The sequence below is a fragment of the Shewanella vaxholmensis genome, from assembly GCF_031932135.1.
Taxonomy (GTDB): Bacteria; Pseudomonadota; Gammaproteobacteria; order Enterobacterales; family Shewanellaceae; genus Shewanella; species Shewanella hafniensis.
Window position 1 is genome coordinate 1 of sequence record NZ_JAUOEV010000021.1, and the last position, 18,168, is coordinate 18,168.

19 protein-coding genes and 1 tRNA gene are annotated in these 18,168 nt (G+C 43.8%); 9 read left to right on the forward strand and 11 right to left on the reverse strand.

The annotated features are described in order from the left end of the window. Positions 1-632 precede the first annotated feature (632 nt). On the forward strand, positions 633-1,571 hold the full coding sequence (locus tag Q4Q46_RS16555; protein ID WP_006087342.1) for a LysR family transcriptional regulator: 939 nt from the start codon (positions 633-635) through the stop codon (positions 1,569-1,571). A gap of 113 nt (positions 1,572-1,684) precedes the next feature. On the opposite strand, the gene Q4Q46_RS16560 is transcribed toward Q4Q46_RS16555, so the two are convergent. Beyond that, positions 1,685-2,176 carry a VOC family protein gene (locus Q4Q46_RS16560; protein ID WP_006087343.1) on the reverse strand — a complete coding sequence of 164 codons (492 nt, stop codon included), beginning with the start codon at positions 2,174-2,176 and terminating at the stop codon, positions 1,685-1,687. Between the two features lie 706 nt (positions 2,177-2,882). On the opposite strand from Q4Q46_RS16560, the gene Q4Q46_RS16565 reads away from it, so the two are divergent. Together Q4Q46_RS16565 and Q4Q46_RS16570 are read left to right on the forward strand one after the other, a co-directional pair. Continuing rightward, entirely contained in the window at positions 2,883-3,230 is a 348-nt protein-coding gene (locus Q4Q46_RS16565; RefSeq protein ID WP_311906513.1) for a helix-turn-helix domain-containing protein, read from the forward strand. Continuing rightward, the gene (locus Q4Q46_RS16570) at positions 3,227-4,489 is read left to right on the forward strand and encodes a type II toxin-antitoxin system HipA family toxin (protein WP_311906514.1); all 1,263 of its coding nucleotides are present in this window, start codon (positions 3,227-3,229) and stop codon (positions 4,487-4,489) included. The genes Q4Q46_RS16565 and Q4Q46_RS16570 overlap by 4 nt, the downstream gene beginning before the upstream one ends. A gap of 189 nt (positions 4,490-4,678) precedes the next feature. Here the strand turns inward: Q4Q46_RS16570 and Q4Q46_RS16575 are convergent, their stop codons facing one another. The 4 genes from Q4Q46_RS16575 to Q4Q46_RS16590 form a co-directional block, all read right to left on the reverse strand. Continuing rightward, positions 4,679-5,101, reverse strand: coding sequence for a BLUF domain-containing protein (locus tag Q4Q46_RS16575; RefSeq protein ID WP_261274036.1), 423 nt, complete (start codon positions 5,099-5,101; stop codon positions 4,679-4,681). Positions 5,102-5,565: 464 nt separating this feature from the next. After that, positions 5,566-6,411, reverse strand: coding sequence for a hypothetical protein (locus tag Q4Q46_RS16580; protein WP_311906515.1), 846 nt, complete (start codon positions 6,409-6,411; stop codon positions 5,566-5,568). A gap of 77 nt (positions 6,412-6,488) precedes the next feature. Next, positions 6,489-7,688: a hypothetical protein gene (locus Q4Q46_RS16585; RefSeq protein WP_311906516.1), complete on the reverse strand. Its 1,200-nt coding sequence runs from the start codon at positions 7,686-7,688 to the stop codon at positions 6,489-6,491. A gap of 762 nt (positions 7,689-8,450) precedes the next feature. Continuing rightward, a complete protein-coding gene (locus Q4Q46_RS16590; RefSeq protein WP_311906553.1) occupies positions 8,451-8,744 on the reverse strand; it encodes a hypothetical protein in 294 nt (97 codons plus the stop codon). Between Q4Q46_RS16590 and Q4Q46_RS16595 the strand changes: the two genes are divergently transcribed. Next, on the forward strand, positions 8,743-8,931 hold the full coding sequence (locus tag Q4Q46_RS16595) for a site-specific integrase (protein WP_261272721.1): 189 nt from the start codon (positions 8,743-8,745) through the stop codon (positions 8,929-8,931). The two genes, Q4Q46_RS16590 and Q4Q46_RS16595, sit on opposite strands and share 2 nt — an antisense overlap. A gap of 93 nt (positions 8,932-9,024) precedes the next feature. On the opposite strand, the gene Q4Q46_RS16600 is transcribed toward Q4Q46_RS16595, so the two are convergent. After that, positions 9,025-9,101, reverse strand: a tRNA-Trp gene (locus Q4Q46_RS16600). A gap of 368 nt (positions 9,102-9,469) precedes the next feature. Between Q4Q46_RS16600 and Q4Q46_RS16605 the strand changes: the two genes are divergently transcribed. Then, the gene (locus Q4Q46_RS16605; protein WP_012587000.1) at positions 9,470-9,808 is read left to right on the forward strand and encodes a PBPRA1643 family SWIM/SEC-C metal-binding motif protein; all 339 of its coding nucleotides are present in this window, start codon (positions 9,470-9,472) and stop codon (positions 9,806-9,808) included. Between the two features lie 101 nt (positions 9,809-9,909). On the opposite strand, the gene Q4Q46_RS16610 is transcribed toward Q4Q46_RS16605, so the two are convergent. The 4 genes from Q4Q46_RS16610 to Q4Q46_RS16625 are packed head-to-tail and all read right to left on the reverse strand — an operon-like array spanning position 9,910 to position 13,011. Beyond that, positions 9,910-10,869, reverse strand: coding sequence for a hypothetical protein (locus Q4Q46_RS16610; RefSeq protein ID WP_311906518.1), 960 nt, complete (start codon positions 10,867-10,869; stop codon positions 9,910-9,912). Positions 10,870-10,915: 46 nt separating this feature from the next. Next, positions 10,916-11,074 (reverse strand): hypothetical protein, encoded by a 159-nt coding sequence (locus Q4Q46_RS16615; RefSeq protein WP_198555528.1) that lies wholly within the window; start codon positions 11,072-11,074, stop codon positions 10,916-10,918. Beyond that, the gene (locus Q4Q46_RS16620; RefSeq protein ID WP_311906554.1) at positions 11,071-12,027 is read right to left on the reverse strand and encodes a 3'-5' exonuclease; all 957 of its coding nucleotides are present in this window, start codon (positions 12,025-12,027) and stop codon (positions 11,071-11,073) included. Before Q4Q46_RS16620 ends, Q4Q46_RS16615 begins: the two co-directional genes overlap by 4 nt. Before the next feature lie 48 nt (positions 12,028-12,075). Next, on the reverse strand, positions 12,076-13,011 hold the full coding sequence (locus Q4Q46_RS16625; RefSeq protein WP_311906519.1) for a DUF808 domain-containing protein: 936 nt from the start codon (positions 13,009-13,011) through the stop codon (positions 12,076-12,078). Between the two features lie 251 nt (positions 13,012-13,262). On the opposite strand from Q4Q46_RS16625, the gene rpiA reads away from it, so the two are divergent. Then, positions 13,263-13,925 (forward strand): ribose-5-phosphate isomerase RpiA, encoded by a 663-nt coding sequence (rpiA, locus tag Q4Q46_RS16630; RefSeq protein ID WP_263266320.1) that lies wholly within the window; start codon positions 13,263-13,265, stop codon positions 13,923-13,925. A 254-nt stretch (positions 13,926-14,179) separates the two neighbouring features. On the opposite strand, the gene Q4Q46_RS16635 is transcribed toward rpiA, so the two are convergent. Beyond that, the gene (locus Q4Q46_RS16635) at positions 14,180-15,370 is read right to left on the reverse strand and encodes a class I SAM-dependent rRNA methyltransferase (protein ID WP_311906520.1); all 1,191 of its coding nucleotides are present in this window, start codon (positions 15,368-15,370) and stop codon (positions 14,180-14,182) included. Between the two features lie 498 nt (positions 15,371-15,868). Between Q4Q46_RS16635 and bufA2 the strand changes: the two genes are divergently transcribed. From bufA2 to Q4Q46_RS16650, 3 genes are all read left to right on the forward strand, one after another. Beyond that, a complete protein-coding gene (gene bufA2 / locus Q4Q46_RS16640) occupies positions 15,869-16,321 on the forward strand; it encodes a BufA2 family periplasmic bufferin-type metallophore (RefSeq protein WP_006083895.1) in 453 nt (150 codons plus the stop codon). Positions 16,322-16,438: 117 nt separating this feature from the next. Beyond that, on the forward strand, positions 16,439-17,338 hold the full coding sequence (gene bufB, locus Q4Q46_RS16645; protein WP_311906521.1) for an MNIO family bufferin maturase: 900 nt from the start codon (positions 16,439-16,441) through the stop codon (positions 17,336-17,338). After that, positions 17,335-18,147: an HvfC/BufC family peptide modification chaperone gene (locus Q4Q46_RS16650; RefSeq protein ID WP_311906522.1), complete on the forward strand. Its 813-nt coding sequence runs from the start codon at positions 17,335-17,337 to the stop codon at positions 18,145-18,147. The genes bufB and Q4Q46_RS16650 overlap by 4 nt, the downstream gene beginning before the upstream one ends. Positions 18,148-18,168: the final 21 nt, after the last annotated feature.

An 18,168-nucleotide genomic window follows, 5' to 3' on the forward strand; every position in this document is an offset into this window, starting at 1 on the left:
AGCCCACAGCTCATGAAGTTCATTGGGATTGGTTAAAGCTGACTACATGGTATGAAGCGTAAGGTGATCGAGTGACACGTCTGCAGGTGAAAAAAGTGGTCTAAGAATAGGTTAAACCGAACGCACGATTGAACTGGATTAGTCTTAACTTAACCTGTAAATATTCAAATCACGATGCAATTAGACCCGATAGATGGCTTTAACCCACTTCTACCCAAAGTTTGCCGCAGCTCGAAGTTCAGGCATTTGTTATCTGATAATTTGAGATACATAATGTAATGACTACCAAAGAGTAAGGTGTGATCATGAGGGATTTGATAAACCGTTACATTGAATCAGACTTGCCTAGTCTGGTTCACGCGCGAACGCGATCATTTTTCATGAGCTTTGGGCTAACAAATCTTTGCCCTATTCTTGGTTAGAGTAGAACCCCTAACTCATACTGCTAGTGCGTATTTGCCCTACCTCAAGTTATCCGTAAAAGTCAGCCTTTATAAAATTATTAGCCGTTTTGTAATCTAATCTCTAAATCTTTTCATTAACCTATTTGACTCTCTCTGGTTGAAGTTCGTCATGAGTTTGTGGTTCTCTCTGAGCGATAGGGACACAAAGGGTGATTTTCAGTATAATTAATGATTATTGAAAATGTATTTATTAATAATTATTGGTTTCTAACTATGCTCAATCCTATTTGGCTTAACACTTTTAAAACATTGGTCGATGTTGGACACTTCACCAAAACGGCCGAATTGCTCCACATGACGCAACCTGGGGTAAGCCAGCACATAAATAAACTAGAAGCTGCATGCGGTTATCCTCTAATAAAGAGATTTAACAAAAAGTTTGAGTTAACAATCTATGGGCGTAAAGTTTACGATTATGCTGTCAAACATTTTGAAGAAGAGTCTGAACTATTACAGAATTTGGCACACGACGAACCTTTCCGAGGTCGCTGTACTATTGGCTGTTCGGGAACTTTCGCCTGGTTGATTTATTCAGAATTACTTTCTTTGCAAACGAGTTATCCAGACTTATCCATTGAGTTAGAAGCAACACCAAACCAACGTATATTTGAGCAAGTACTACAGGGAAAATTGGATATAGGTTTAGTGACAAAAGAACCCAATCCTAAATATTTTGCGAGCCGTATTATTGGTGCGGAGTGTCTTGCTCTTGTGCTGCCACTTTCCGCAGACGAAAACTTATCTATAAATGAATTGTTAATGGAGTTGGGAGTAGTTCGTCATCCAGATTTGGCTCACTATTTCCAAACTTATGTTAATCAAGCCCACAATGATTTACTTAGTTTGGTCGATTTAGAGAATGTTTCGACACAAAGCTACATTAACCAAGTGCATCAAATATTGGTTCCTATAGCTAAGGGTATCGGTTTTACGGTGGTTCCTCGATGGTGCGTCAACCTGTTCGCAGCCAAAGAACAGCTAAAAATATTCAATATTACCGCAGAGATACAGGAGCCTGTGTACTTGGTTAGCAAACTTAATTCACCACTTGCTAGGCGTTATGAACAGATCATTAAAGTTATCGAGAACTCTTTTGATATTGGTTGATGTAAGTTAAGAACTACTATTCAGAAGCTATTAGCTTTTTGATCTTATATCTGACCTAGGAATGAATACAAAAAGGTTGGCATCAGAGCCAACCTTTTGTTTTACGTATTTACTTATTCATAGTCTGAAGCGTAAGTGTCTTCGTAAGAATGTGAGTAGAACTCAAACAGGTTGCCAAACGGGTCTTCCAGATAAACCATTTGTGCTTGTTTTAGCTCGTTTTCTGGATGGTAACGCATGATGTCCATCCGAACTTTACCGCCATACTCTTCAACACGTTTGATTGCTGTATCAAACTGCTCTTTAGGTAGCTGTAAGCAGAAGTGGAAGATACCTAGGCGAGCGAAGTCTACTTCATGACGTTCTTGACGATCTTTCATCTCAAACAGTTCAACGCCGATACCATCTGTTGTTACCAAGTGAGCGATGTTAAAGCCTTTAAAACCTTCACCGAATACCGCAATGCACATACGGCCAATCGCAGATTCTCGTTCTTCAATCACTTTAGTCTTGTTCATTACAATACGAAGACCTAGCGCTTTAGTATAGAATTCAACCGCTTTGTCCATATCACCAACCATAATACCTACGTGATTCATTTTCATAATGTGCTCCAATACATTTCTTTTTGTAACTATCGTTTCGATGGAATGGAATATATGGCTTAATCATTAGCAATTAAAATTATCGATATTTATAAAAATGATAATTTTAAATTATAATAAAGGTAAGGTGTTACATATCGCCGCCTCAGCGCGATCTAGGCTAGCACGAAAATGTCCAAAAATGAGCCAGTGAATCACTCTACACCAGACTGATTCATGCTGACCTTAAAGCAGACCCATTTCGCCCCGTTTCTTCCTTTCAACGGGGCTTTTTTTTGCCTTAGCATGAATCAGATCTCTAGAGAACTGATTCATATCCCTGTTATGCCTATTCCAACTGGTGATATCGAGAGTTGATTAGTTTGTAGCCCAAAGAGGCGTTACTAATAAAATAGCTAATCCGAATCTGGCTAATAAGGTTTTGTCCCAGAAGTGTGGTGTTAAATAACGACTCTTCAATGTCTACACAATCAAGCCGGCCTAATCACACACACCAGCGCGGCCATAATGTAGCCCGCGACAACCACCTCATCTATGACAAAATCCAATCCGATATCAACGTCACATATACAACTAATATGTTGTATCCATACGCATAAACAACAAATTGGTTGTATTTAGACAAATAAACATCTCATTAGTTGTAATCAATAGTAAATAACAACTAATATGATGTTTATAAGAAAAAGATAACCGAGCCAACACCATGAAGCACCTCAGCGAATTAGCCACAGAACTCAAGCACTACCGAGAAGAATTGGCACTAAGTCAGAAAGACATGCTGCTGAACATTGGTATGTCACAGCAACAATACCAACGAATAGAAAGTGGCAGTGATACTCGCTTATCGACATTACTGAGAGTCTTGGAAGGATTAAATCTTGAAATGATGCTCGTTCCTAAACAGCACATAAGTGCAGTAAAAGTACTCATTAACCAAGCAACTTTAGAACCAGAAATTGACCGTCATTCGCCTAACAACTTAACGAGAGAGACGGGCACATCTTGGGATAAGGTCCTACATTCAGTTGATGATAAAGAAGATAACCTATGAAACCGGCTGAATCAGTAGAGGCCCTCGCGCTTTATTTAAATCATCAACGGATTGCGATACTCACCCATTATTCTGGGGGTAAAAACATTCTGAAATTTGACCCTGAATATATCACGATGCCAAAAGCACTTAGACCAACATTAACGCTCACCCAGCTGCTAGACCCCCACTACATCGATAAAATACAAGTCAGAACACAAAGATTATCACCGGTGCTGTCCAATTTGCTCCCCGAGGGCGCATTGCGACATTGGATGTCTGCCGCGCTAAAAGTACATGAGAACAACGAATTTCCTATATTGGCATGGGCAGGGAACAATCTTCCCGGCGGCTTAATCGCATCAGCCATAGCAAAAGAAGATATTCCAGTCTGGGCACTATCTCCACGGGAAAGAACAGAAGCCATCGTAATCGACATCACCCACACTAGTAATAAGTTCTCACTTGCCGGTGTTCAAATGAAATTCTCGACAAGCAGAAACGATGGACGATTCAACATAAATGCCAATCAAGAAGGCCAAGATAGTTGGATTATCAAGACGCCTTCAACAGTACACCGCAACGTCCCGCAAAATGAATACACCGCAATGAAGTTGGCACAAATAATCGGAGTAAATATCCCTGAAATTGAGCTCATTTCGCTTAATGCATTGGATAATCTACCCAACATCAAACTACCAGATGAGCCAACGGCTTATGCAATTAAGCGCTTTGACCGCAGTGATACGGGCCGCATTCATGCAGAGGACTTTGCCCAAATATTCGAAGTTTACGCCCATGATAAATACGGTAAATACAACTACGAAGCCATAGCTAAAGCTCTATATATGAGCAGCTACAATGGATTAAAAGACGTGCAGCAAATGGCAAGGCGATTGCTGGCCAATATCTTGCTCGCCAACGGTGATGCCCACTTAAAGAATTGGAGTGTTATCTACCCAGATACCCAAAATGCGATACTCTCACCCGCTTACGATATTGTGAGCACCTTACCCTACATAGAAGGCGAAACCGCCATAGCCCTCAACATGAATAAACAAAAGCTATGGTACGCCATCGATATAACAACCTTCCAAGCATGGGCAACGAGAACAGGCCTACCATGGCCTGCAATAAAGGTTCATCTACTGGATGCCATGCAACAAGCCCGTACTTTTTGGCCAGAGGCACTTGCTGAACTCCCCATGCATGAAGAGCATAAAGCGATATTAAAAGCTCACTGGGCCAAACTACATAACGACTTTAAAATCCTCTGCTAGCTAATGAAATCAGGCCCCAATAACAATATTGATTTCGGTTGTAACATCGGGGGTATCAGTGTGAATCAGTCTGGTGTAGAGTGAACCACTAGCTCGTTTTTGGACAAAGCGCGTTAGATTTTTACTCTAATTCGTGAGATTCAAATTAAGTCGGTTGTTTGGATAGAACCTTTAGAAACACAAGTTTTCTTACAGCGAATCTCGCATTTTCAGAAATGTTCTCTTACCTCGATTTGGACTATCCGCAATCATACTGATCGGTGATTTTTCGGGGTTGAAATTTTCATACCCAATTAACATTTTTCTGACTGTATTCTCATCGAGCACTTTAAATGCCATAGACCATTCAGAAAATGCTCTATGGTCAATATTCCCCTGATAAAAAACTTCGACACTAGTATGCCTTTCGTCCTTGAAAATAGTTTGAAAAAGAGCCCTGACGTTGAGTTCTTCACCCTCAAGAATTTGCATTATCTCCCGATTATGATAAACCAGCATTCCTGTTATACCAGAGGCTTGGTTTTTTGCTCTGGCTTTTTCTAATATGCTTAAAAGTTCAGTTTCTGATAAACCTGCCGGTGCGATACTCGTATAAAGTAATTCAAACAGCATTGTGCTTACGTCCCTTTTGGTTGATTGAAGTTAAATTTACCCTAACGCTTTAGTATTTACGCGCTGTTTGCAGGGCATAAATTGTTTGTTGGACTTGGCCGCTGCCAAATCATAATTAATTGGTATGCTATAGGACTATAGGACTATAGGACTATAGGACTATAGGACTATAGGAATTTGCTTTTTTAAGACTGGCTCTATCGTATCGAGCGCTTCCGAATTGATAGCATTGCTTGATTTGTATGAGTTGCATTGAGAATTCCTTGTCATAGTAGTGTTCCATCACATCTTTTTAAGTCTAGCTTATTCATTTTAAATTAGAACAAGAATTAAAATCTCATCAAAGTATGACCATTTTATTTAGCCACTACAACGCAAGATGCTTACACCTTCATAAAAAACCTAGTTTCACTGGCGTTAACAATCCGTAAATGGTGATTAAAATTAATAAGCAGGGATGTTCTCTAATGCCACAAACCTGATAACTCATTAATTGGGGAGATCACCACGGCAATAATGCTGGGGCTCGTGCTAGAGCTACAATTCTCAGACGGTTTATTATCAAAGGTAATCGTTAAACAATAAGATCCATTTTCAACTACTACCAGTGCAACGGTGATATGTTGCATATAGCCTTTTTCACCAAAGGTTGATTGCCAATAGGGGCTTGTCTTATCGTTATATGCTGTAAACAATGCACATTGATAGTACCAAGGAGAATAGCCAGTTAATTCAGGACTTTGTTGATAATAGGGTTGAGCATAATAAGTTACAAAACGTTGATAACTGGCTTTAAGTGTAATCACATAAGGGGATGATGAATTACTTAAATTTGGCATTGTCTTACTGGCGTTTAAAGACATGGCATTACTATTATTCAATGCGGCATTGATATCATTAATGGTTTTATTCCAAGGATACTGACCGTTAGCTGTTTTAAAGTCTATGATTGCCTGATTGATATTGCAATCTGGGTTTGGTACAGGCACTACAGGTAAGTGATAGAGTATCATGCCATAGTCGGAAGCAAAATTATTGAACTGACTCGGATCGTAGTAAATACCAGCAGTGCTACTCGAGTCGGCATTATAAATATTCCACAATTGATTAGAATTACTGCCAAGCGCCATATTACCTTGCGCAAGCTTTACCTGATCAGCATTAACATCAATATATTGTGATAATTGTTGATGCCAAAAGTTAATAGCAAATTGAGCAATATCACTCGACACTAAGGTACTATCGCAAGCTGAATTACAAGGAAAGCTAATCAAAAAACACATTAACAACCGCATTAGCAACTTACTCACCAGCCCAACCTCCTGATTCAGCGCTAATTAAAAAGGCTTCGCTTTAAAAGCGAAGCCTTTACTTATGGTTACTAATTTTAAGAGAAACTATTTGCGATTGGTGATTGTAAAATCCCTAAAATCTGAGGATTCCCCAAGGCAATTGTAGTTGTAGCAGTAAAGCTACCATCATCATTAAACTTAATATCAGTGGTGCTACCGCCACCACCTGAAGCGCTGAAAAATGGCCAAATTCCTGCTTTCGCTGCCGCCAGAATTTCAGTGCGTTCGCTAGAGCTATAAGAGGCATTTGAGGTCATCTTAATAGTAATGCCATCAGCGACCACAATAGACGATGTCGTGCGCAGTAAAAAACCATTGCTACCAAAGGCTTTGTCCCAAGTAGTCGAACTTTGTTTGTCCCAAACGGTATTATCTTTAGTCGTATAGGCTTTCGCTAAAGCAGCACTTTCATACCATGCCGAGTAATCTGATAACACAGGGTTGTTTGGATCATTGGCTGCCAGCGGTCCAGCAGTAAAGGTGGTCACTTTGTCAAACTGAGCATCTATTTTTAAGCCAGCACTGCTCGTTTTGGTGGTAAGTTGGTCATAACCGCCACCGCCACCAAACGAAAAGATGTCAAAGAAAAATGACGTACGACCATTTGCCCAAGTATGCTCAACGTCACTACTTGCGGTTTGGCTGTTCATACTGAAAGATTTGCTTGCCCCCCCAGCTAATGCAGACTTCATTGCATCAACAGTTTTATTCCAAGCATATTGCTCTTTGGCCGAGGCAAACTTATTAACAGCAATATTAATTGGATTGATATAGATGTTTGTCAATCCTGTTACACAACCAGCTTGACCAGGAGCATTTCTCATTGCCCATGAGCTAAACAAATCGGAAACCCCTTGAGCATCCCAAGTTTTAGGATCGTGATCACTAAAATAGCTGGTCCATTTACTGTAATAGTCACCCATACAATTTTGGAAGCTCGAGTTTGAACTTGGCACCAGAGCACTCAAAATCAACCCATAATCAGAGGCAAAGTTATTCACTTGGCTTGGATTATAGTAATTGTTAATCGATGCAGGTGGCACTGCGTTGAACAAATTCCACATATCCTGAGAGGTATTCATTGCTGAATTTGGTCCCTGGTAAAGTTGAAATTGATCTGGCGATAAACCTAAACCTGTGACAACAGCGTTGTACCACTGTGCAGTTAGCGTATCCATTGCTTGATTAACTGACGTAGCTTCGCTTCTTTCTAATATAGCTGTACCTGAAGACATAATAATATCCATATAAGTAGTGAAATAGTATCAACTCTTCATACATGAAAAAACGTTCACCATACGTATTGGTGAATAATAAGTTATTCATTATAAAGGGTTACGGGCGCTTGGATCCGAAGAGAAGATAGGTATTAGACTTCAATGTCTATCCATTCCTTTGGGCATTGCTTGCTCCTAGCAAGCTAAATATAGCTACGAAAATTGGGAAGTAAAGTGAGTGACGCCCTAACTTTAGACTGATATTACGCGTCATTTAAGCTGTCATACTTGCCGGATAACTGCAAAGAATGGGGGCAAGAAGCGTATGAGTATTTAGCCCATAAGATCTACACAATGCGTACGATTAACTAACAGTATTACTTTATAAAAATCAGCTCTCTACTCAATACACACCTAACAAACAACAAACTGAATATACGCGTTTTTACATCCTCTTATTTAAAACTGTATCGAATAACCTCTTGATAAAATAAATTAAACCCCTCTTGCTCCGCAGTAAAATAGGACTCGTATTTGCATCTTGTGTCATGAAATTAGGCCAAAACTAATATTTCCAAGTACCTAAAACTTAAACGCTTGATTGAAATGAAATATAGCGCGCCCATATCAACTTTATTGATCTCGTATTTTCATCATCATTTAATAGCGAATGATTTCGCATAGGTATCTGTCCGAACCTTTGATAAAATCCTGTCAACGGGTTAGCAGTCTTGGTGGACAACCGTCTAACCCGCCAGCCCTCGCAAGAGGGCGTTCCTTCTAATTCATCCTATCTAGCAGTGCCATTTCGGCTTTTCTTAGCCAGAAGATATAGGACTTTTTGCTGTCAAATCCCATTAAGGCCCACTGCTCTTTACACAGGTAATGGGCGACGTAAACTGGCACCTTGAGTTCGTGCTTTAAATTGCCACCGCCCAGTGCTTCACCTAAACGGTCGCAGGCGCTGCGGTTCGAAAACCCCTTGCCCAATTCTTGGTACACCCAATAACGGCCCAGCAGGAAATTAACACAAGATGGATTGCGCAGTGCTTGGAAGCGAGCGAAGGCAAAAATGGAAATGAATTATCCGCAGATTGAACGCACTTGCACGTTCCATGATATTAAAGCTAAAGGTGTATCAGACTTTGAGGGAACACTGTCAGAGAAGCAACAATACTCGGGCCATAAAACCTTGGCACAAGTGAACACCTACGACAGGAAAGTGGAAATAGTACCGACAATTGGTAGCGTTAAAAAATGACTACTTATTCAATCCGAGTAAAATCATTTTCTACGTTTTATTCTACGCAAAATAAAACGGCTCGCATATTTCTATGCAAGCCGTTGTTTTATTTGGCAGGGGTGGCAGGACTCGAACCCGCAACCATCGGTTTTGGAGACCGCTGTTCTACCAATTGGAACTACACCCCTGTTGACGTGGGGCATTATGCTAAAAGCACTCTCAAAGGTAAAGTACTTTTTATGACAAAACTCATTAACTGAAGGTTTTTCAAACAAGTCAGACGATTACTGTTGAATTAATTACCACTGAGATTAAAAAGTCACCGCATATCGGGCACAATGTTTTAACGGATACATTATCTAGAGAATTAGCCGCCCTAATGTCCTAGCTAGAATCACTGCAGTAAATTCGACAGATATGGTTGTTTCGACAAGTTTTGGACCACTTAATGGCAAAAGCCACACATTTATCGAAAAAAGATCTGAGTTCGATTTATAAAATCGGCGTTTTATAGTATAAGCATCGTCAATTTCATACACTGCTCGACGGAACCAAAATGTCAGACAAATTTTTCTTTAAAGGCCGTAGAACGCCTAAACCTAAGCATGAGAGCTTTGGCTACAACACTAAGCGTGTTGCTAAACCGGGTACAGAAGCTTTCCCTCTGCAATTAATTGTTGCCGATGAAGCGCGTAAACTCGAAGTTGCCGCGATTGTTGCCGAACACCAACTGTTCGCCAATATCGAAGTCAATGCTGATGTTGCTGAAGATATCCTTGAATTAGAAGGTTTATTGAATAAACCTAAAACTACAACGTTCGAGAAAAAACCAAATCGTAACGAGCCTTGTGCTTGTGGTAGCGGTCAAAAATTCAAGAAGTGCTGCGGCAAGTAAGCGCCTTAATCAGCGAAAAATAGATAGGGACTTTTACTAAGACGTTTTTGTGCGTCGGGAATAGCCCCTTTTCTGCTCCATTTTAGTTTCTTCCCCCACAGCTAATCCTCTAGCTTTGAGATAAAAATCCGCTGCAAATCGTTATTCCACAGCTGAATAATTTTGCGGGTCTTTTCTTTATTCCAAAAACATTTGCCAAATAAAATCAAACCCGCACCTTCAAAGCAGCGTTTATCTTCTATCTCAAATTGCGCTAATAATGGCTGTTTTATCCCATCGATAGGAATGCCGATATCTTTACTGTCGGCGGGATTAAGCCAGCTCATGGTCGGATCAGTGTGGGAGATAGTGCCCCAATACATGTGGGGTTTGTTATCGAGCGGGTCGGCATCGGCAAAGTTGACGAACAGGTTCTTCGCCCGCCAACGGTATTTACGCTCACTGTCTGTGTATACCCAGAGATCAGACTTCGCCAGATCTGTACCGCGCAATAAACTGTGCAGTAACTTTTCGAGCCCTTGGCTTGGCACCCGTTTCTCGGTTGTGTGTGCCGCAGTATTAACTTGGTAGTCTGTTTTCGACTCTTGCACTTGAGCATCCATTGACGATGCAACAGGTACTGGTGACGACTCAGATATAGAAGATGACTTAGATATTGAAGACGACTTAGACGTCGGCGCTGTCTTACTTGCGGATGACGCAGTGGATGCTTTATTTGCGGAAGAATGGCGGCGAGGCTTGCGGCTGAAATCGATCATTAGCGCATCGGCGTCCACCAGCTGTTGCTGCACTTCGATAGCATCTTGTTCCTCGCGGGATTTTTGCGCCGAGGGTTTAAATTCAATGCAATCAGCTTGGTGATAACGCGAGCCGAAACAGGCGGCTTTGCCATCCTTGGAAGCTTTACGGAAATACGCTTTTCCGCCGCACGCAGGGCAAATTAACCATTGTCGTAAGCGCTCGATATCTTCATCGGGTAATTGCTGAAACTTAAAAACACTGTAAGTGGTTCTCGCTGTTAAATGATCCTCTGTTTCGAGTTCACAAATGGCATCTAACATAGCGTTCTCCTTTATTTTTACCTGTTAGCAGATGCTCACAAAATCACTAAGCCCAGGCATTCACCCCTAGGGTAATCATCGCTAGCAGGATCAACATGCCCAGCACGCGGTAAATCAAACCTAAGGTACTGGTGCCCTGCGAACTCATATCCGAGTGTGATGACATGATTTTAACTTTTGGGGCATCTTGGTTTTTGCGCTTCATTCAACCTCCTTGAAATATTTCGCCAAAGGCGCCACTAGACTCAAAGGGATTAACGGCCCGGCTTTTGGATCAGTCGATACACGATAAAAAGGCGTCAGCAGAGTGATTAACGCATTGAAACACTTGAGCGCTGCCAAGGCATCGGCAGCGGCATAATCGATTTGCGCGCCAGATAAAGGCACATGCTGCCAATTCGATAGGGTGATTTTTTTCGGCTTATCAATACGGGTACCCAGCAGAGTCGCCACCAATTGGCGCGTCCCCATCTCCTTATCAGCCCCCAGTTGCGCCAATGCCCAGTTTAAATCCAACTTTGAAGCGACATTGATCCCCCATTGCCGCTTGAGGGCATGCGCATCACTGCGTAATCCAACGCCAACTTTGAGTATGTTTTCATCTTCTAATACGGTTTTTAACTGAGTGAATTGCTCACCTAAAATGGCATGCTGAAAAAGGTAACAAGCGTCCGCTGTCGCGATTTGGATAAGGCTCAGGGGATATTGTACGCCGCGCTCAAAACTCGCACGGGTTTCAGTATCAAAACCTAAGACTGGCTCAGCCTGTAATCGCGCGACAACTGCATCAAACTCCGATGGCTGAACCACTTCAATGTGAATCTGTTGCAATTCAAAAGCTGCGAGTGCCTCCATGTCAGCATCATCGATACGCGTCGCTAAGGCAATCCGCTGCTGCAACCACAAATACGCCAACTGACGCTGCGCTTGCCGCTGAGTCTGAGTCTTAGCATTTGTATTGGTGAGCGTATCAGTCTCGGCCGCCACCTCACCTTCTAACGGCTCTCCCTCTAACACCTCGGTCGATACATTGAGCTTATCGAGATAAGCCGTGCCCGCAGCATCCATTGCTGCAATCAAGCCGTTGGCATCTTTACCTAATTCTTTGCGTAACCAAGCCAACTTACTCGGGGAGATACAGTACTTCATTAACTTCATCATCGCCCTTCCTTGTTGAGTTAACCCTCGATTGTCGATGCGCGCACCTCACTCGCCACGCAGTTTCTGTATCCCTGTCATCACAGCAAGGGCGACTGCGCCAGCAACAACGCCAAATAGGCCATTAAGCACACTTGGCGTCAGTACGGCAAGCACAGGTCCGACAAAGCCCATAGCCGCGACGGCTTGCTCAGCATGGTGAATTTGCTCGCCAATCATGTGTAAGCCATGGGTTAAAATCCCGCCGCCCACCATAAACATGGCCGCAGTGCCGATAATGGTTAAACTTTTCATCAGCACAGGTGCGGCGCTTAATAAGCCAAAACCCAGTTTACGGTTCATTTGCGTTAAGGCCGACTCACCTTCACGCTGACTCAAGTACAAACCCGCATCATCCATTTTCACAATCGCCGCCACTAAACCATACACACCAATGGTCATGATGATCCCGATAACGGATAAGGTGAAAAACTGCGTCGACAGGGATTTGTCCGCCACTATGCCTAAGGTAATCGCGATAATCTCCGCCGATAACACAAAATCGGTACGAATCGCACCTTTGACTTTTTCGGCCTCGTAAGCGGCTAAATCTTTGATATCTGGTAGCTCACGTTCCTCTTGCGTTTCGCTGTGTGGCTGGCCTTTTCTGTGGCTATAGCTGTGATGCAGTTTTTCAAATCCTTCGTAACATAAAAACAGACCACCAAACATCAATAACGGCGTTACCGCCCAAGGAATAAAGGCGCTGATTAACAGAGCAGCAGGCACTAAAATCAACTTATTACGGAATGATCCCTTAGCCACCGCCCACACTACGGGTAATTCACGATCGGCGCTTACGCCCGTCACTTGCTGGGCATTGAGGGCTAAATCATCCCCCAGTACACCCGCGGTTTTCTTTGCCGCTACTTTACTCATTACCGCGACGTCATCCAAAATCGATGCGATATCGTCGAGTAAGGTTAATAAACTTGCGCCAGCCATGCTAAATCCCTCTACAAATCATCTATAAACCATTCTGCTTTTGCCATAGTAGCTTAGTTAGATTAGTGACGTATAGCGAAATGCTTTCCAACTTAACTACTTCAGTTGCTTAGGTTATTGGGGCCGCTGACTGATATTGACCAGCCTGCAATCTAGATCACAGCTAGGGCGGAATTGCGCCACATTATTTATCGGAAAAGAGTATACTAAGCGCAGAATTTTTTACTCATTTGCCGTTACAGGATGTCAACATGACTCAAGATGAAATGAAAAAAGCTGCCGGTTGGGCCGCACTCAAGTACGTTGAAAGAGACAGTATTGTTGGTGTTGGTACTGGTTCGACTGTGAATCACTTTATTGATGCACTGGCGACCATGAAAGCTGATATCGAAGGCGCCGTCTCTAGCTCTGAGGCATCAACTCAGAAAATGAAGGCGCTGGGTATTCCCGTTTATGACTTAAACAGCGTCGATCGTTTATCTGTCTATGTGGACGGTGCCGATGAAATCAACGGCCATATGGATATGATCAAAGGCGGCGGCGCGGCGTTAACTCGCGAGAAAATTGTTGCGGCTGTGGCTGAAAAGTTTATTTGTATCGTGGATAACACTAAGCAAGTCGACATCCTAGGTGAATTCCCACTGCCAGTTGAAGTCATTCCTATGGCGCGCTCTTATGTGGCACGTCAGTTAGTTAAGCTAGGCGGCGATCCTGTGTACCGTGAAGGCGTTGTGACAGATAACGGCAACGTGATCCTCGATGTGTACAATCTTAAGATCCTTAATCCAAAGGAATTGGAAAGTCAGATCAATGAGATCGTCGGTGTTGTCACTAACGGTCTGTTCGCTAAACGCGGCGCAGATGTGTTGTTAGTCGGCACCCCTGATGGCGTAAAAACCTTTACCGCCAAATAAGTTAAGCGTTAAAGCTTCCATCGCAGTCACAAGGCTGCTGATGTAAAAACACGGTAAAAATACGCAATAAAAATGCCAGCCACTTTTTCAAAGGGCTGGCATTTTTTATGGTTTTTTAGGGTTCAATGTTATCTGACTCAGCCATCTATTCTCTGACTAAACGGCCTATTCTCTAACTAAACCCACATCGCAGGCAGCTTATATCAAACGCTTGGCTTAAGCTCTAGCGACTATCTACCAAGCTCTTGCCGCTCTTACCAAGCTCTGGCGACTAAGCCTTTTAAGTAGAATCCTTCTGGGAAGGCGCTACCGATAGGGTGATCGCTCGCTTGGCTTAAGCGTTCAATAAACTGGATTTCACGTTTCGCATCGAGCGCAGCATCGGCCACGATTTTTTGGAACAGATCCGCAGGCATTAATCCTGAGCAAGAGAAGGTCAATAACACCCCACCTGGATTCAACAACTGCAATGCAATCATGTTGATGTCTTTATAACCACGGCAAGCCCCGTTCAACTGCGCCTTGTTATCGGCAAACTTAGGTGGGTCGAGTACGATAACATCGAAGGTTTTGCCTTCATCACGGTATAGACGCAGCAACTTAAACACATCGGCTTCGTTGTAATGCACATTGTCATCACTCAAACCGTTTACTTGCATGTTCTGACGCGCCGTCGCTAATGCTAAAGAAGACACATCGACGTTTTCTATGCTGGCCGCGCCCGCTTTTGCGGCGTACAAACCAAAGGTGCCTGTGTAGCAGAAACAGTTCAATACCGATTTATCTTTCACGAAACGGGCAGCAATGGCGCGGTTATCACGTTGATCGAGATAGAAACCTGTTTTATGGCCTTTAATCACATCGACAGCGATCTTGATGCCGTTTTCTTCGATAATCACCGGCATTTCAGGCAGCGTGCCGTGCAATAAACCGGTAACTGGCAGCAGGCCTTCTTTCTTACGAGAATCCACATCGGAACGCTCATAGATAGCGCAATCAGGATATTGCTCGGCCAATAACTCAACTAAGGTGTCGCGCCATAAATCAGCACCTGTGCTCAGTAACTGGCACACCAACACATTGGCGTATCTGTCGATGGTGATCCCAGGTAAACCATCGGACTCGGCGGCCACTAAACGATAGCCCGTTAAGCCTTGCTCGCGGATCAGATCGTTACGGCCGATTTGCGCCCGCTGCAAACGTCTGGCAAAAAACGCGCGATCAATTTCTTCTTCGCGATCAAAAGTCCAAATCCGCACTTGGATTTGCGACTCAGGCGACCAAGCACCACGACCTAACCAATGACCATCATGCGCGACCACATCGACTGTCTCACCCGCTTCAGGTTTTCCCTTAATGTTATGAATAGCATTGGAAAATACCCAAGGATGGCGACGCTCGAGTGACTTCTCGCGGCCGGGTTTAAGTTTGATTCTGATAGCCATAGTTGCCTTTAAAAATAGTGCCGCCACTAAAAAAGGGCTGCAGTCTAAAAAATGGGAAACGGATGATATACCCAATGTCACCTAAGTGCGAGTACCGAACGCGCCGCAGCGCTTATTTACCATCATCCACGGGTGGCCGATCATACCTTATTTACGTCGTAAAACCTGTGTAAGAAACGCCATTTTTTTCCATAAATAGGGCGATTTCCCGACTCTCTCGATCGCGCAGGTCTCGATTTTCACAACATCATTTTAACTTAAATTGAAAGATATTGGTCTAAGTGCGGGTCTCATTAACGCAACAGGAAAAAGCACTGCGCATTCGAAAGGCTCGTTTAGCCAGCGCACAAGATATTCAAACGAATCGCTCGATAACAACTAGGCTTACTCCTGTGTTTATTAGTCATTGCTTTATAAGTCGTCGATTTACAGCAGTCGTTATCAAAGCAACCAAATCAAGATTACTCATTAGCAGTCACACTCAAAAGGATTAGAACCATGAATAAGAAAACACAAACTGCACTGACGGGCGCCGCATTAGCGATGGCAATGGCAAGCATGGCGGGTTATGCCAATGCCGCCGAACCTATGGCTGGCGCCGACAGTACCGATCTCGTACATTGTTATGGCGTGAATGCCTGTAAAGGCCATAACGATTGCAAAACCGCCGATAACGCCTGTGCCGGACATGCCAGCTGCAAAGGCAGTGGTTTTGTAGCTATGCCATCAAAAAGCTGTGGTGATGTCGGCGGTAAAGTCGCAGATGACTGGGTGGGTAAAATTGCTAACGCCGAACTCGTTCACTGCTATGGCGTTAACACCTGCAAAGGCCATAACGATTGTAAAACTGCCGATAACGCCTGCGCCGGACACGCCAGCTGTAAAGGCAGTGGTTTTGTCGCAGCACCTGCAAAATCATGCGGTGATATCGGCGGCAAAGCAGGCGCTTAAACGCCAATATGCTGATTAAAAATCGTGACCAGCTTGTGCTGGTCACATTTGTCCCCCTGTTTACCACCGTGTTAACCCATACAACAGCAGCAGAAAACTTAAGGATAAGGAGTCAATGTGGCGCAAGATGTCATCACGCAAGCACCATTAGGTTTTGGCTTAGGTCTGAGGACACAGCATTTTGATGCCGTGCTCAATACCGAACCCGATATCGATTGGTTTGAAGTGCTCTCGGAAAACTACATGGTTGCCGGCGGCAAACCCCGCTATTACCTCAAGGAAATTGGCGAGCGCTATCCCCTGGTGATGCACGGTGTTTCCCTGTCGATTGGCAGTACCGACCCGCTCAATATGGATTACCTTAAAGCCTTAAAACAGCTCGCCAACGAGGTGCAGCCCCACTGGATTTCCGATCATATCTGCTGGACCTCAATTCACGGGGTGAACAGCCATGATCTCCTGCCACTGCCCTATACCGAAGAAACCGTTAAGCATGTAGCGCAGCGGATTAAAACCGTCCAAGACTTTTTAGGTCGGCGCATTTTGATGGAAAACGTTTCTAGTTATTTGTCCTATCAAGATTCCAGCATGGACGAATGGGAATTCGTTAATGCCGTTGCCGAGACCGCAGACTGTTTAATCTTGTTAGACATCAATAATATTTACGTCAGTGCCCGCAATCACAATTTCAACCCGTTGGACTACTTGAATAAAATTAATCCCAAGCGAGTGCAGCAATTCCACCTCGCCGGACACAGCGACTATGGCGACTATGTGATAGACACGCACGACCATGATGTACCGAGCAGCGTGTGGGACCTCTACTGTGCAGCACTGAAACGTTTTGGCGGCATCAGCACTATGATAGAGCGCGACGCCAATATCCCCGAGTTTTCCGCCCTCGAAGCCGAACTCACGATTGCCAGAAATATCACCCGCGATACCTTAGGTGAGGCGCATCCACTCAACGCCGCCAAAGGTAGAAATAACATGCATGAAGGAAAGGTTATCGCATGAGCCAACTTCAGCAGCTACAACACGCATTTATGAATTATCTGCTGGCGAGTGCTGCGGTAGATACACCGCCCACACTTGAGCAAACCACGCAAACCTTCAAAGATAAGATTGCCGAGCAAGGCGGCATTAATGCTGATATTCGGATGCAGATTTATGCCAATGCCTATCGCATTCGTCTAACCGAAACCCTCGAAACCGACCACGAAATGCTGGGTATCTATCTGGGTGATGAACTCTTTGAACGCATGGCCAAAGGTTATATTGCCAGTCAGCCATCGGCGTTTACCTCACTGCGCAGTTTTGCCGATGCCCTGCCCGACTATTTAACCCAAGATGCGTTTTTCAGTCAGTATCCGATTATTGCCGATATTACTCGCTTCGAGCGGCGTTTATTGAATGCCTTCGATGCTTTTGATACCGAGCGCGCCACTTTTGCGCGCCTGCAAGCACTGCCTGCCGAGCAATGGCCGGGTTGCCAACTGCGTTTTCACCCCAGCGTGCAGCTATTTCAATGCAACAGTAATGCGGTGGAAACTTGGCAAGCATTAAAACAGCAAGCATCACCGCCCAGTCCCGATTATCAAGGTAAACGAGCTTGGTTACTTTGGCGCGGCGAAAGCCGATTAACTGAGTTTATTTCCCTATCCGAATATCAACTCGCCCTGCTGTTGGGATTTATCGGCGGTGCCACCTTTGCCGAACAATGCGAAATGATGTTGGCATTTTTTAGCGACGCGCAGGCGCCGATGCAAGTGCTGCAGGCACTGCAAGCTTGGTTTCAAATGGGGCTTATCCGCGATATCGCTTAATTTCAATGGGGTTTATGTGAG